At 47.9% G+C, this 12,860-nt stretch carries 12 protein-coding genes; 9 read left to right on the top strand and 3 right to left on the bottom strand.

Annotated elements, in window-relative coordinates; translation table 11 throughout:
• Nucleotides 1-225: 225 nt before the first annotated feature.
• The gene (locus HQN90_RS26090; RefSeq protein WP_173224154.1) at nucleotides 226-2,700 is read right to left on the bottom strand and encodes a glycoside hydrolase family 38 N-terminal domain-containing protein; all 2,475 of its coding nucleotides are present in this window, start codon (nucleotides 2,698-2,700) and stop codon (nucleotides 226-228) included.
• A gap of 80 nt (nucleotides 2,701-2,780) precedes the next feature.
• Nucleotides 2,781-3,161, bottom strand: a complete 381-nt coding sequence (locus HQN90_RS38965) for a hypothetical protein (protein ID WP_246362847.1) — start codon at nucleotides 3,159-3,161, stop codon at nucleotides 2,781-2,783.
• On the opposite strand from HQN90_RS38965, the gene HQN90_RS38970 reads away from it, so the two are divergent.
• Complete coding sequence (locus HQN90_RS38970) at nucleotides 3,051-3,809, top strand: helix-turn-helix transcriptional regulator (protein WP_420851085.1); 759 nt, start codon at nucleotides 3,051-3,053, stop codon at nucleotides 3,807-3,809. The two genes, HQN90_RS38965 and HQN90_RS38970, sit on opposite strands and share 111 nt — an antisense overlap.
• A 349-nt stretch (nucleotides 3,810-4,158) precedes the next feature.
• Entirely contained in the window at nucleotides 4,159-5,529 is a 1,371-nt protein-coding gene (gene gdhA, locus HQN90_RS26100) for an NADP-specific glutamate dehydrogenase (RefSeq protein ID WP_326075167.1), read from the top strand.
• Between the two features lie 313 nt (nucleotides 5,530-5,842).
• On the opposite strand, the gene HQN90_RS26105 is transcribed toward gdhA, so the two are convergent.
• On the bottom strand, nucleotides 5,843-6,019 hold the full coding sequence (locus HQN90_RS26105) for a hypothetical protein (RefSeq protein ID WP_173224160.1): 177 nt from the start codon (nucleotides 6,017-6,019) through the stop codon (nucleotides 5,843-5,845).
• A 213-nt stretch (nucleotides 6,020-6,232) separates the two neighbouring features.
• On the opposite strand from HQN90_RS26105, the gene HQN90_RS26110 reads away from it, so the two are divergent.
• From HQN90_RS26110 to HQN90_RS26140, 7 genes are all read left to right on the top strand, one after another.
• Nucleotides 6,233-6,490, top strand: a complete 258-nt coding sequence (locus HQN90_RS26110) for a hypothetical protein (protein ID WP_173224162.1) — start codon at nucleotides 6,233-6,235, stop codon at nucleotides 6,488-6,490.
• Nucleotides 6,487-6,882, top strand: coding sequence for a retropepsin-like aspartic protease (locus tag HQN90_RS26115; protein WP_173224164.1), 396 nt, complete (start codon nucleotides 6,487-6,489; stop codon nucleotides 6,880-6,882). The genes HQN90_RS26110 and HQN90_RS26115 overlap by 4 nt, the downstream gene beginning before the upstream one ends.
• Nucleotides 6,883-7,324: 442 nt before the next feature.
• A complete protein-coding gene (locus HQN90_RS26120) occupies nucleotides 7,325-8,311 on the top strand; it encodes a zinc-dependent alcohol dehydrogenase (protein WP_173224166.1) in 987 nt (328 codons plus the stop codon).
• A 48-nt stretch (nucleotides 8,312-8,359) separates the two neighbouring features.
• The gene (locus HQN90_RS26125) at nucleotides 8,360-9,319 is read left to right on the top strand and encodes an ABC transporter permease (protein WP_338042387.1); all 960 of its coding nucleotides are present in this window, start codon (nucleotides 8,360-8,362) and stop codon (nucleotides 9,317-9,319) included.
• A gap of 15 nt (nucleotides 9,320-9,334) precedes the next feature.
• Nucleotides 9,335-10,222, top strand: coding sequence for a carbohydrate ABC transporter permease (locus HQN90_RS26130; protein ID WP_173224168.1), 888 nt, complete (start codon nucleotides 9,335-9,337; stop codon nucleotides 10,220-10,222).
• A 180-nt stretch (nucleotides 10,223-10,402) separates the two neighbouring features.
• A complete protein-coding gene (locus HQN90_RS26135) occupies nucleotides 10,403-12,007 on the top strand; it encodes an extracellular solute-binding protein (protein ID WP_173224170.1) in 1,605 nt (534 codons plus the stop codon).
• 23 nt (nucleotides 12,008-12,030) lie between these two features.
• Entirely contained in the window at nucleotides 12,031-12,813 is a 783-nt protein-coding gene (locus HQN90_RS26140; protein ID WP_173224172.1) for an SDR family NAD(P)-dependent oxidoreductase, read from the top strand.
• Nucleotides 12,814-12,860 lie beyond the last annotated feature (47 nt).

The following is a 12,860-nucleotide window of genomic DNA, read 5'->3' on the forward strand; positions in this document are numbered from 1 at the left end:
GTTTACTCCTGCATGTTATCAAGTGCATCTTAAAGATATAATATTGCAATTATGTTTAGGTTGTGTGGGTGTAAATGAGTATAGATTCAAATAACAGTGATATGTAAGAAAAAGCACCCTTGCGGGTGCTTTTTGCTTATATTATCTCTGAGCATACTGCTCTGTCAGTCCCAATCGATATTTTTATTAAAAGGGGCTTTAGCTTTGCTTCTGAAATACGGTGGCCTAACGCTCAAGCAAAGAAGTTTCCGTCACGCTGCGGGTCTCCGGATCGTACCGTAATGTCTTGATCTCGAATCCGGCGAGCGAGATAGGAACGCGAGCGGCGTTGCCGCCGAGTACCAGCGCGGTGTCGCGCGCTTGGCCGGTAGGCTCGAACAAGCGCAGGATGTAGCCTTCTCCGCGCTCTTCGCGTTTGAACGCCGTAAGCTGCACGACGTCGTCTTCGAGCACGAAGGGGCTATTCGGCGTTTCACCGTTGCCCGACGGGAAGAAGGACAGCACGAACGGCTTCTCGCCGTGTGCGAGCGCTTCGCGGTCGATGGCTTCGAGCCGTTCTGTTGCGGAGCCTGCGGCGTTCAGCCAGAACGTGAATTGGCGTTCGCCCTGATCCATCCGCGGCAAAAACCGGTCTTGCACGACGAGTGGCCGATCATTGATCGGATGCGCACAGTAAGCGGACGAGCGAAGAAGCGTCATGCGGATTTCGCCATCTTGGAAATCCGAGCCGTACACGCCGTCGTTCGTGACGGTAAGGGCGTAACGTTCGCCGACAGCGGCTACCCACTTTTGAGCGATCGCTTCGTCACCGTTCGTTGGAAGCTCAGCCACGCCATACATGGTTTGTCCGCGATAGCTGCTGGAAGACCCAAGTGCTGTCGGAATCGACCACTTCAGCATTTTGTCCTTCTCGCTCCAGAAGACGCGGACATGAACTTCGATTTCTGTGCTATGCTTCGGCAATTTGTACGTCTGTACGATCTGGGAGTCGCGGTAAAAGAACACGGCTTCAATCACCGAGCGGACGTCCCCGTCCTCAATGACGCGAACCGACGGCAACAATGCTTGGTTGACCCCGGAGAAATCGGTACCCTGGCCGGGGGGCATAAGCTGGAACTGGCCGAGCATGTCGCGGAATGCGACTACGTCCATCCGCCATGGATCGCTGTTATCGTTCATGACGATCGGCAGGCACGCATTCGGTGTCAAGACGCTTACGCCGTCCACGGCATACTCGTCAATTAAGCCGGTCATCGCGTTCACGACGACGGACAAGCGGTCGGTGCGGAAGGAGATTCGCCCGTCCTCCGTTTTCAGTACGGGGGCAGGCTTCTCTGGCAGCAGCTCAATACGGCACTCGAACCGACTCATCGCCATCGGCGGCAGCTCGGCTTCAAATGTCACCTTTTTCCGCCAATCGAGGTTTAGGTTGCTGTCTTCCTTTTCTGGCTGGGAAGTGACACGCTTGCCGTCTTTGTAGACGACGGGCATGGAAAATTCTTCTTTCCAATTTTGGTCTTCGAGCATGAATTCGCACTCCCAAACACCTCGGACTGGGAAAGGATGTGGATTAAACGCAAGAATCGGATATTCCCCTGGCGCCGCGGCCCGCTGTCCGGCGGCCAATGCGAAGAAAGCGCGAGTTTTCAGCTTGCTGAGTACTTCCAAGCCGTGGTCCAGGCCGCGAAGCGAGGTGTCTTCTACGCTCTGTACGGAAGAACCGGGCAAAATATCGTGAAACTGGCTCGTAAGCAAATCCTGCTGAGCGTCTTGGAGAGCTTCATATGGATACGCGACCGTGCCAGCCAGCGCGGCGACAGACAACATTTTCTCGGTGACGAACAATTCATTTTCGAGCATTCGGTGTTTTTGCTTAATCCGGACTTGTGACGTGTAGCAACCGACGAACCTGGGGTTCAAGTCCTGAGTGAGCACCGGTAAATCGCGTTCTGCCGCCAGTTCCTTGAAGTATGCCTCGGGCGTCGAGTGAACGATTTGGAAGTCGTCCGTCTTCGCAGCGAGCTCCGCGATCAGTTTTAAATCGATTCTGGACGGACCACCGCCATGGTTGCCGACGCCCCAGAGCACGAGCCCGATCGGTGCGTCGGCGTTCGCCTCCAGCCAATTGCCGATTTTGTCCGCGGACTTGCCGAGCAATGAATTGTAGCCGCCCCACACTTTATGTGCCATGACGGAGCTGCCGTTGAATCCTTGCCAGACGAAATCTTGCGCAGGTACTTCCAACTCATCGGGACGCATGAAAATATAAGAATCGTAGCCCGCGAGCTGCATAATCTGCACGAGCCCTTTGGAATGGCCAAATGGGTCGAAATTGATGGCGGTCGTCGGTTCCGCGTAGTCACCAAACTTGTCGCGGAAATACGTTCGACCTGCGAGAATCTGGCGCACGATCGATTCACCGGAGGGCATGTTGCAATCTGGCTGCAAGTACCAGCCGCCCATGATATGCCATCGGCCAGCAGCGACCAGCCGGCGAATCCGCTCGAATAGTTGGGGTTCGTATTCTTCGACCCATTGATACAGGATGACTTCGTTGTGGTTGAAGATGTAGCCCTCGAATTCCTCGCAAAAATCAGCCGCAGCACGGAAAGTGGATACCGCCGCCGCCGCGCCTTCCTCCCATTGCCATTGCCATACAGGGTCCAAGTGTGCGTTGCTAAGCAGGTGCAGTTTTTTCATTCGTCATCGACATCCTCTCTCGCTTTGTAGCACTTTTATTGTTTCATAGGCAGCATAGATTGGAAATCGCGAGGAATGACTTAGATTTGCACAAATATGATGTTTGGGGAAGGGGTCGTAGTGATCATCGTTGAACTTCTTCTATATAGATTGGGGGATTGAACCGCATGAGAATGCTGGAGTTGAAGTCTCAGACGCAATTTTTGACCCATCACGCTTGCCGCCGTATCGCATTCAACGACGCCATCGTCGAATGGATCGACATTTTGTTTGAGAACGCCGCGGGATTCCCCTATTGTGCGCCTCACTCGCACGACTGGTTTGAATTCAACTATGTTGCCGAGGGTACGATGGACACCGCCTTCGACGACGGCATCATGCAACGGATGGAAGCCGGCGATTTCGTTCTGATTCCGCCGGGAACGGTTCATTCCCACCGATACGATGCTGAGTTCCCCCATGAAGGGCTATGTCTCAGGTGGCGGGTGACCCGCAGGGAAGGCGCAGCAGCAGACGAAATTGCCGTCTACGACAAGTTGATGCGCTTAAAAGATTGGGCGCCCACTCCTCTGAGGGACGAAATCGGATTGGGCGAAAGGCTGGAGAAGCTGCTTGGCGAGTCGGAAGCGGGGGAGCAGGCTGTGTTCCTGCAAATGTCTTTTGTTCGCCTGCTGCTGCGTCTCTCTGAATCTGCGGCTTCTTCCACGAGGCGAGCTCATCCTTACGCTGAGAAGTTCAGTAACGGTCTCGTGCGCAAAGTAGACATCTTTCTCGGCGACTTGCAAGACCGGGAGCTGGACGTCAAGCTGCTCGCCGCTTCCCTGCACCTCAGCTATGCCCATGTCGCGCGGGAATTCAAGCGTCACACCGGCCGTACGATACTCCAGCGCATGACGGAGATTCGGCTGAACAAAGCGATCGACTTGCTGCTGCATTCCGATCTATCGATGAGAGAAGTCGCAGAGCAGGCTGGCTTCTCGAGCGCCTACTACTTCAGTCGCGTTTTTAAAGCCACGCAAGGCGTCAACCCAACGCGGTACCGAGCGGAGGGAGTTCAGCCGGAAGCGAGCAACGGGCAAGAGAGCCAATACGCGGAGCCTTTGTATTGATATAAAATGCGAGTGGTGATTTACTAAGCTGTGGCACAGTCGATACAAATAAAAAAGACACCGAATGGGGTGTCTTTTTTATTCATTATCTCTAGCATGAAATTTATAAAGGAACAAGGATGTTTATTCCTTGTATAATCTAATCTGTCCTTGCTGCGTAATTCCAGTGTAATATTGAATTCTTAGGATTAAATTACCACCATTACAAAAAAACTAGCCCCATAAGTTACATCCAATGATCCTTAGACTAACCTATCCAAGTAATGTTACATGACATGTAAATTTTGGTTGCTAATATAGTAAAACACTTTTACAATACAATAAACTAGTGACGAAGGTGGTTAAGGTTGTGACAGTTCAAGTAGAGAATGAAGTTGCGGCAAGAGATTATATTCAAGCAGTATACGAAACTGTAGTTAAGCGCAATCCCCATGAGAATGAGTTCCATCAAGCTGTGAAGGAAATATTGGAGTCGTTGACTCCTGTTATCGCTAAACATCCGAAGTACATGAAGCACAGCATTCTTGAGCGCCTTGTGGAGCCGGAGCGTCTTATCACTTTCCGTGTGCCATGGGTGGATGATCATGGAGTTACGCATGTGAATCGTGGTTTCCGTGTTCAATTTAATGGTGCTATTGGACCGTACAAGGGTGGTCTGCGGTTTCATCCCTCTGTTAATGCCAGCATTATTAAGTTTCTAGGCTTTGAGCAAACGTTCAAAAACTCCCTTACAGGCCAGCCTATCGGCGGTGGCAAAGGGGGATCCGATTTCGATCCTAAAGGGAAGTCGGACAACGAAGTCATGCGCTTTACGCAAAGCTTCATGACGGAGCTGTATAAATATATTGGACAAGACACGGACGTGCCGGCCGGAGATATTGGTGTTGGTGCGCGTGAAATTGGCTACATGTTCGGTCAATATAAGAGAATTCGCGGCGCTTACGAGGCTGGTGTATTGACAGGCAAAGGGATCATTTATGGCGGAAGCTTGGCTCGTACCGAAGCTACGGGTTATGGCTGTGTTTATTTTGTGAATGAAATGCTGCAAGCCAAGGGTCTTAGTCTAGAAGGCAGTACTGTCGTTGTTTCCGGTTCCGGGAATGTAGCGATTTATTCCATACAGAAGGCTACGCAGTTGGGAGCTAAGGTTGTTGCTTGCAGTGACTCCAATGGCTACATCTATGACAAGGATGGAATCAATTTAGACACAGTACGACGGTTGAAAGAGGTCGAAAGAAAACGGATTAGCGAGTACGTCAATGAGCATCCGAACGCGACTTATCACGAAGGCTGTAACGGCATCTGGACCATTCCTTGTGACATTGCGCTTCCAAGTGCAACGCAGAATGAGATTGACGAGGAAATGGCGAGAATTCTTGTAAGAAATGGCGTAAAAGCTGTCGGAGAAGGCGCGAACATGCCGTCGACGCTTGAAGCGATTGAAGTCTTCTTGCAAGCGGGTGTGCTTTTTGGACCGGCCAAAGCGGCGAATGCAGGCGGAGTTGCTGTATCAGCCCTAGAAATGTCTCAAAACAGCATGAGATATTCCTGGCATTTCCATGAGGTGGATGACAAGCTTCACACGATTATGAAAAATATTTACCGCAGCTCCGTCCAAGCGGCAGAGGAATACGGACATCCAGGCAATCTCGTAGTAGGCGCCAATATTGCTGGCTTTATTAAAGTGGCCGACGCTATGATTGCGCAAGGTGTTATTTAAAGGAAGTTGCAATTATCTTTCTATAAATGTGGTTTTACGCTGCCATGGCGTGCCTCCATTAACGATATCCATAAAAGAGCTCGACCATTCAACTGCGGATGGCGGGCTCTTTGTGTGTTTTTTTTTTTTTTTTTTTTTTTTTTTTTTTTTTTTTTTTTTTTTTTTTTTTTTTTTTTTGTAACGCTCATCTCCGGGAAAATGAAAGAAGCACCCTCTGGGGTGCTTTAATGAGTTTGCGTTAGAGATTTATGTTTTGAGGCGAAGGTACGCCTATAAATGATGCGCATAGGTGTCAGATTGCAATGTTTTTTTGTTATTGTGGATTCGCGATGATCTTACCGTTTAACCATTCGAATTCGTATTCGAATTGTGCTGTTGAGTCATAGAGCTCAGGTGAGTACGGACGAACAATATGACTCTCTGTTGCACTCACGCCCAAAGCGGATAGGGATAATAAGCAGGCAAATGCAACAATAATTTTTGCTGTCATATTCCGATGCCTCCATCACGATAAGATAACTTCATTGTAAGGTGGATATGTGAGTGGAGTGTTATCACTAAGTAAATATTTTGTTTACGTAAGTGAAAATGATTTGCTTGTTTCAGGGATAAAGAGATTTCTAATAAATTGAAAGTTAAACGTTTTTAGGATTCATTTATTTATATGATATAATTAGAGTAAGTTATTGCTGGAGGTGACGAGATGCGATGGGAAGAAGTGCAGGAGCGATTTCCTAATGAATGGGTTGTACTAGAAGCTACGAAGGCACATTCTGAAGAGGGGAAACGTTATATTGAAGAAGTTGTGGTTATTGACAAATTTGATGACTCAACAGCAGCGTTACGTCGATATAGCGAGTTACACAAGAAAGATCCTCATCGTGAGTATTGTTTTTTTCATACGTCTCGCTCTGCTTTGGTGGCACGTGAACGATATGTCGGAGTGCGAGGGCCTCGATGAATTTTAATATACATTATGGTCTCCCCTTTGTGACTGTCACAATTCAATTTCGTGGGAAAAGACTGACACTCCAAAAAGTTCTGCTAGATACAGGATCTGCAGGAACGATTTTTAATTCTGATGTGGTTGGGGTGATTGGAGTGATTCCTGAATCTGAAGACGTAGTTGATACTATTCGAGGTGTCGGTGGAGTTGAATACGTATATACAAAGAATTTTGATGCTATTTATCTTGATAGAGTTTGCTTAGATAACTTTCAAGTTGAGGTTGGGAATATGGATTACGGGATGGAAATTGAAGGAATCCTTGGGTTTGATTTTATTCAAACTGCAAATCTAATCATAGATACGGTTAGAATGGAAGTCTATTCAGAAAACCAGAAGAAGAACTAGACCAACTCCTTGAATCCCCGTACTATCACTGAAAGTGAATTATGAAGGGTTTACCCAGTCGCAACTCTCCTTCCTATAAATTTAAAAGAGGCACCAGACCCCATTATTGAGGTCGGTGTCTCTTTCTTTCATAGTCTCCTTTCCTTGGAATCTAACATCGTTCTCCGGAACATTCTTAGGGAAATCGTTATTTTGGTCAAATTTCTTTTGAGAAATGCCATTTAACGTTCTTTGTATGTCATTTAATGTAACTCAAATTAAAATTTTATTTTTAATGTTATTTATTCTTACACATGAAAGCGTTCTCTAAATAAAAATTCATTGACAATCTGAATATGCCCTCTATATAATGAAAATAAACCAGAAACAAATCACAATATAAATCGTGGTGTACAATTCCGCATAAAATAAACCAGAAATAATCTAGAGAGGTTGTTGAGTTATGAAGGCTGTCCAAAGTCGCAATGGGACTTCTCAAATCGTGGAGCTTCCAATTCCTGAGCTGAAGCCGCATCACGTGAAAGTGAAAGTTGATTTTTCGGCGGTAAGTGTGGGTACTGAGCTTATGATGATCCGCAATCAAAGCAATGCCGGGCTCGGCTATAGCGCTACTGGAATTGTAGAGGAAATAGGGGAGGGCGTGACGCATGTCGTTCCTGGTCAACGTGTAGCGTGCTACGGCGTTCCTTGCCATCGGGAGTATGTAGTGGCACCCAAACATCTGGTCGCTTTGGTTCCAGAAGGTGTGAACCCAGTAGAAGCGGCGTTCGTCGGCATTGGAGCGATTGCGATTCATGCTCTCCGGCAGGCTAATTTGCAGTTTGGTGAGACGGTTATCGTGGTTGGCCTTGGTATTCTGGGTCAAGTCATCGCGCGCATCGCCAATGCGGCTGGCTACCGAGTGGTTGGCCTTGAACTGATGGAGGAAAGATGTCTTTTACTAGAACAAGAAGGCGTGACGGTTTATAGAAGCGAGGAAAAGATGCAGCAGGCTTTAGCCTTGGATAAAACGATACAAGGTGCTGATGCCGTCCTATTGTGCGCTAGCAGGAGGGAACACAGCATGATTGACAGCGCTCTCAATTGGCTGCGGGACCGGGGGCGAATTGTGATTGTTGGAGATACAGGCACTGATTTCGATCGAGATCTGCTGTTTAGCAAAGAGGCGACCATTCATATTTCCCGCGCGGGAGGGCCGGGTCGGTACGAGGATAGCTATGAGCAGCAGGGTGTAGATTATCCGATTGGTTATGTTCGTTGGACAGAAGGCCGCAATATGCAGGAGTTTTTACGACTGATTGCTGAGAAGCGGATTGCTATCGAGTCTCTCATTATGAACGAATGCAAGCTGGATTTGCTTCCTGATATGTATCAAAGCTATATGAATTCACCGGAGCAGATGATGGGAGTTATCGTTACCTATAATTAATCAGGCACCTGTCGGTATGGCTTATAAATTACATGGGAGGTGTCCTGCGTGGATAAGAATGGAAGCGCGTTAGCCAGAGGAAAGATAGCACCGAAGCTGCCTAGTCAAAAGGTATGGAAAACCTTGGTCCGATACCGCTTGTTGTATCTAATGCTTATGCCAGGTGTTGCTTATTATATCGTGTATCATTACTTTCCGATGATCGGGCTGTTAATTGCCTTTAAGCAATATAACCTGATGTCCGGCATCTGGGGCAGCAAGTGGGTTGGCTTTGATAATTTCCGCACGATTTTTGCGTCACCTGATTTTCCCTTATTAATGAAGAACACACTGCTGCTGAGCTTATACCGGATCGTGTTCAACATGCTGCCTGATGTTCTCTTGGCGTTGATACTTAATGAAATCAGGTCACAGTGGTTTAAAAGGATCGTGCAGACGATTACCTACGGCCCGTACTTCTTATCGTGGATTATCGTATATGGGCTTGTGTTTTCATTCTTTGCCCCTGGTGCTGGACTGTTTACGACGCTGTTCCGCGACTGGGGTTGGGGGAATATGGATGTCCTAACCAATTCGGATTATTTCCGGACGATGCTCATTTCGACAGATTTATGGAAAAGCACGGGATTTGGGGCCATTATTTATTTGGCTGCACTGGGCAGTATCAATCATGAGCTCTATGAGGCCGCTGTGGTCGACGGTGCTGGACGTTGGCGTCTTCTCTGGCACATTACGCTGCCCGGTATTCGACAGGTATTCATCCTGCTTTTGATCTTAAGGATCGGGCACATTATGGATGCGGGCTTCGAGCAGGTGTACATCTTTTTGAACGCGCGCGTGTACGATGTTGGGGATATTCTGGATACATGGATTTTCCGCCGAGGCATCGAGCAGATGGAATTCAGTGTACCGGCAGCTATGGGTGTGTTCAAGTCTGTCATTGGGCTGGTGCTCGTCCTTGGGGCTAATAAATTGGCCAAAAAAGTAGATGGCTCCGGCATCTGGTAGGAGGGGATCACGACGATGTTATATGCATTGAAGAAAACAAAATCCGATCGAATAGTCGATGGTATCCTTTACGGAGGCTTGATTCTGTTCTCGCTTGCGACATTATTTCCGATCTATTTTGTCATCATTATGTCGATTACGCCCTATACGGAGGTGCTTCGCAATGGGGGCTTTGTTATCTTCCCGAATGTGTTTACCTTTGAGGCGTTCAAGACGATTTTTGGCAGTAATGTCGTGCCTAAGGCGCTCCAAGTAACGGTGTTCATTACGATTGTGGGCACGGCCTGCAATCTGGCAATTACTACTTTGCTAGCTTATCCGCTATCCAAAAAGTTTCTTCCCGGAAGGAACATTGTGCTCATGGGCATTGTGTTCACGATGCTGTTCTCGGGCGGGATTATCCCTACGTATCTGGTTGTTAAGGGTACGGGGCTTATGAATTCTTTGTGGGCGCTCATTATTCCAGGGCTAGTGTCCTCCTTTAATATGTTGATTATGAAAACCTTCTTCGAAGGGCTTCCGAATGAAATTGAAGAAGCAGCGAAGGTGGATGGGTGCAATGATTTCGGGACGCTTCTGCGCATAGTGCTTCCACTCTCGATGCCGATTATTGCGACACTGGGGTTGTTTTATGGGGTCAATCACTGGAATGCCTATTTCGGGGGGATTATGTATTTAACGGATCGCGAGCTCTATCCCTTGCAGGTAGTGCTGCGCAATATGATTGTATCGCCAACGGTTAGTCAGGAGCTTGCGGTTCCGCAGTCCTCGCTGGATGCCTTGCCGCCAGAAACGATTAAGATGGCAACGGTTGTTGTAGCAATCGTACCGGTCATGATTATATATCCCTTCCTGCAAAAATATTTCGTTAAAGGCATGCTGCTCGGTGCTGTGAAAGGCTAAATGCTGATCGAAGCATTCTCATATAAGGTTCAGACAGCTAGTTGAAGAGCTACCACGTCATAGGGGGGATGAGCGGTCGAAGGCGAATTTCGATCGACAGGGGTCAACGGTTTGCGTTGTTGTGGAGTTAAGCTGCCAGTCTCGATTTGCGAAATGAGAACGAATAGGGAGGTTACGATTTTGAAAACATTTTCCAAGATCACGTCCGTTTTAATTACCTCATCTCTGGTTTTAACCGCTTGTGGAGGCGCCAACGAAGGTGCGTCTTCATCCCCCAAGGGCAGCCCGGGAAGCACTTCGGCTGTCGCTGGCACCAAGGAAAAGCTCGAACTGAAATGGAATGTCATTGCTGATGCAAGCAGTCAACTGCCATCGCCTGATAAGGATTTTGTGAAAAAAGCGATCGAACAAAAGTTTAATGTCAGTCTCAAGCTGACTTATGCGCCGATGGGGCAGGATTATAAAAATAGACTAAATACCCTGATCGCATCCGGCGATATCCCTGATCTGTTCTTCTCGGAGGGGATTGATTCCAATACGTACATTAAAGATGGTGTCGCTCGCGATTTAACCGGACTTGTTACGCCAGCCAAGATGCCGAACTATTTCAAATACTGGATGAAAGAAGATATTCTGAAAGGCTATCAGGTGCAAAACGTGTTCAAACGGGCTCCGGTGCCGTACGAAACCGATTTGTACCGCACGTTCTATATTCGAACAGATTGGCTGACTAAGCTAGGTCTGAAAATGCCTACCAATTATGATGAATTGATTACTGTCATGAAGGCATTTACGTTCGATGATCCGGATGGGAACGGGAAAAACGATACGTATGGGTTTACCGCTGTGGGGAATGGAACCAACATGTCGATGGATTTTCCTGAGTTTTTGAAAAATGGCTTGGTCGGTGACACTTATGTGGAAGGCGATAAATTAATTGATGTACGGACGGATATTCGCCTGCAGCCGGTTCTCAATGATATCAAAAACCTGCTCAGCCTAAAGGTCGTTGACCCAGACTGGCTGTTGAATAAAAACGGACAGCAGTATGAGAAGGCATCGCAGGGTAAAGTAGGGATCGTGCTGGGTATGGGCAAAACGCTTGCCTTCGATAACAATCCTGCCGGGATTCAAATGAAAACAAAGCAGGTTACCAGCAATCCAAACGCGAACTGGGAGCCTTTCCATCCGTGGGAAAAGACAGGTTCATGGGTTGAAACGATCCCGGGCAATCCTTTTCTCATCAGCTCCAAAGCATCAGATGCCAAAGCACAACGCTCCATAGAAATTCTCGATTGGCTCTCAGGGGAAGAAGGCTTCCTGCTGACACGCTACGGTCAAGAAGGTGTGGACTATAAGCGCGATGGCAAGAAGATTGAGGTTAATGCGGACGCCTATAAAAAAGATGTTACCGACAATGGCAACTTTATCGATATTTATGGATGGTTTACACCAAGAAAGCCGGAAGTTTTCGGACTGGACATTATGGATAAAGATGTGACAGAGCGGGATAAGAAAATTGTGGAGAAAATTCGCTCCTATAAGATCCTTCCTTCGGTTGGAACAAGTCTTGCTATCAAAGAGGGTATGGACCTAGCGGGCATGCGCAAACGTATGAATGAACTGCTTATTCAAGTCTTGTACAAAGATAAGGATGCATCGAACTGGCCGCAATATCGCCAAGAAATTATGACCAAATACGGCGGTAAAGCGATATTTGATTATTATGCGGAGCAGGTTGCTGCGGCCCAAGGGAAAGCCATTACTTTTAAAACGGATAACTAATCAAGCGGATTGGAGATTTGGCGATGCGTTTAAAGGGAAAAAAGGCGTTGGTCACAGGTGGGGCGAGAGGCATCGGACAGGGAATTGCGGAGAAATTCGTGGCGGAAGGTGCCCATGTCATTCTGCTTGACTACCGGGAAGAGCATGTGCTTCAATCCGCCGTTATGCTTCGCAAATTTGCCGAGGAACGCGGAATTACAGCCCAAATTGCAACGGTAGTTTGTGATTTGGGTATACCCGAACAGGTGGAGCGGGCCGCCGAGGAGGCTTGGTCCCTCTGGGGCGGGCTTGATATTCTGGTCAATAATGCGGGGATTGCAACGCGGGAATCGTTCGTGGATATTCCGCTTTCCCGCTGGCAGCAGGTGATTCAAGTGAATCTTACTGCGATGTTCCAGCTCAGCCAATGGGTCGCTAAGAGGATGATTACAGATGAGATTCAAGGTTCGATTGTAAATATGGCTTCCAAAAATGGCTTGGCAGGCAGTGCTGTACTTGCCCACTATAACGCCTCCAAGGGGGGTGTTGTGCTGCTGACACAATCAATGGCTGTTGATCTTGCGGAATACGGGATTCGTGTTAATGCGGTAGCGCCGGGCTTTATTGATACACCACTGGACAGAGAACTTAAGGAAACATCGGAACAGACGCTTAACCTGACTGCAAGGACGCCGATGCGCCGCCTTGGGACGGTCGGTGAGGTAGCTAATGCTTTTCTCTTTCTGGCTTCAGATGAAGCGTCCTATATAACCGGAACTACGCTGGTCGTAGATGGCGGTCATCTGGCCAACGCGTGTGATTTGTGAACAGGTATGCTTTTTTCCACCAATAACTAGTGAAAAGGGAGCCGTTG

It is taken from the genome of Paenibacillus alba, assembly GCF_013204855.1.
Taxonomy (GTDB): domain Bacteria; phylum Bacillota; class Bacilli; order Paenibacillales; family NBRC-103111; genus Paenibacillus_E; species Paenibacillus_E alba.

Coding starts and splice junctions, on each gene's coding strand:
- HQN90_RS26090 (WP_173224154.1), bottom strand. CDS start 2,700: ATGAAAAAACTGCACCTGCTTAGCAACGCACACTTGGACCCTGTATGG.
- HQN90_RS26130 (WP_173224168.1), top strand. CDS start 9,335: ATGTTATATGCATTGAAGAAAACAAAATCCGATCGAATAGTCGATGGT.
- HQN90_RS38965 (WP_246362847.1), bottom strand. CDS start 3,161: ATGGGGGAACTCAGCATCGTATCGGTGGGAATGAACCGTTCCCGGCGG.
- HQN90_RS26115 (WP_173224164.1), top strand. CDS start 6,487: ATGAATTTTAATATACATTATGGTCTCCCCTTTGTGACTGTCACAATT.
- HQN90_RS26120 (WP_173224166.1), top strand. CDS start 7,325: ATGAAGGCTGTCCAAAGTCGCAATGGGACTTCTCAAATCGTGGAGCTT.
- HQN90_RS26140 (WP_173224172.1), top strand. CDS start 12,031: ATGCGTTTAAAGGGAAAAAAGGCGTTGGTCACAGGTGGGGCGAGAGGC.
- HQN90_RS26105 (WP_173224160.1), bottom strand. CDS start 6,019: ATGACAGCAAAAATTATTGTTGCATTTGCCTGCTTATTATCCCTATCC.
- HQN90_RS26110 (WP_173224162.1), top strand. CDS start 6,233: ATGCGATGGGAAGAAGTGCAGGAGCGATTTCCTAATGAATGGGTTGTA.
- HQN90_RS38970 (WP_420851085.1), top strand. CDS start 3,051: ATGGACACCGCCTTCGACGACGGCATCATGCAACGGATGGAAGCCGGC.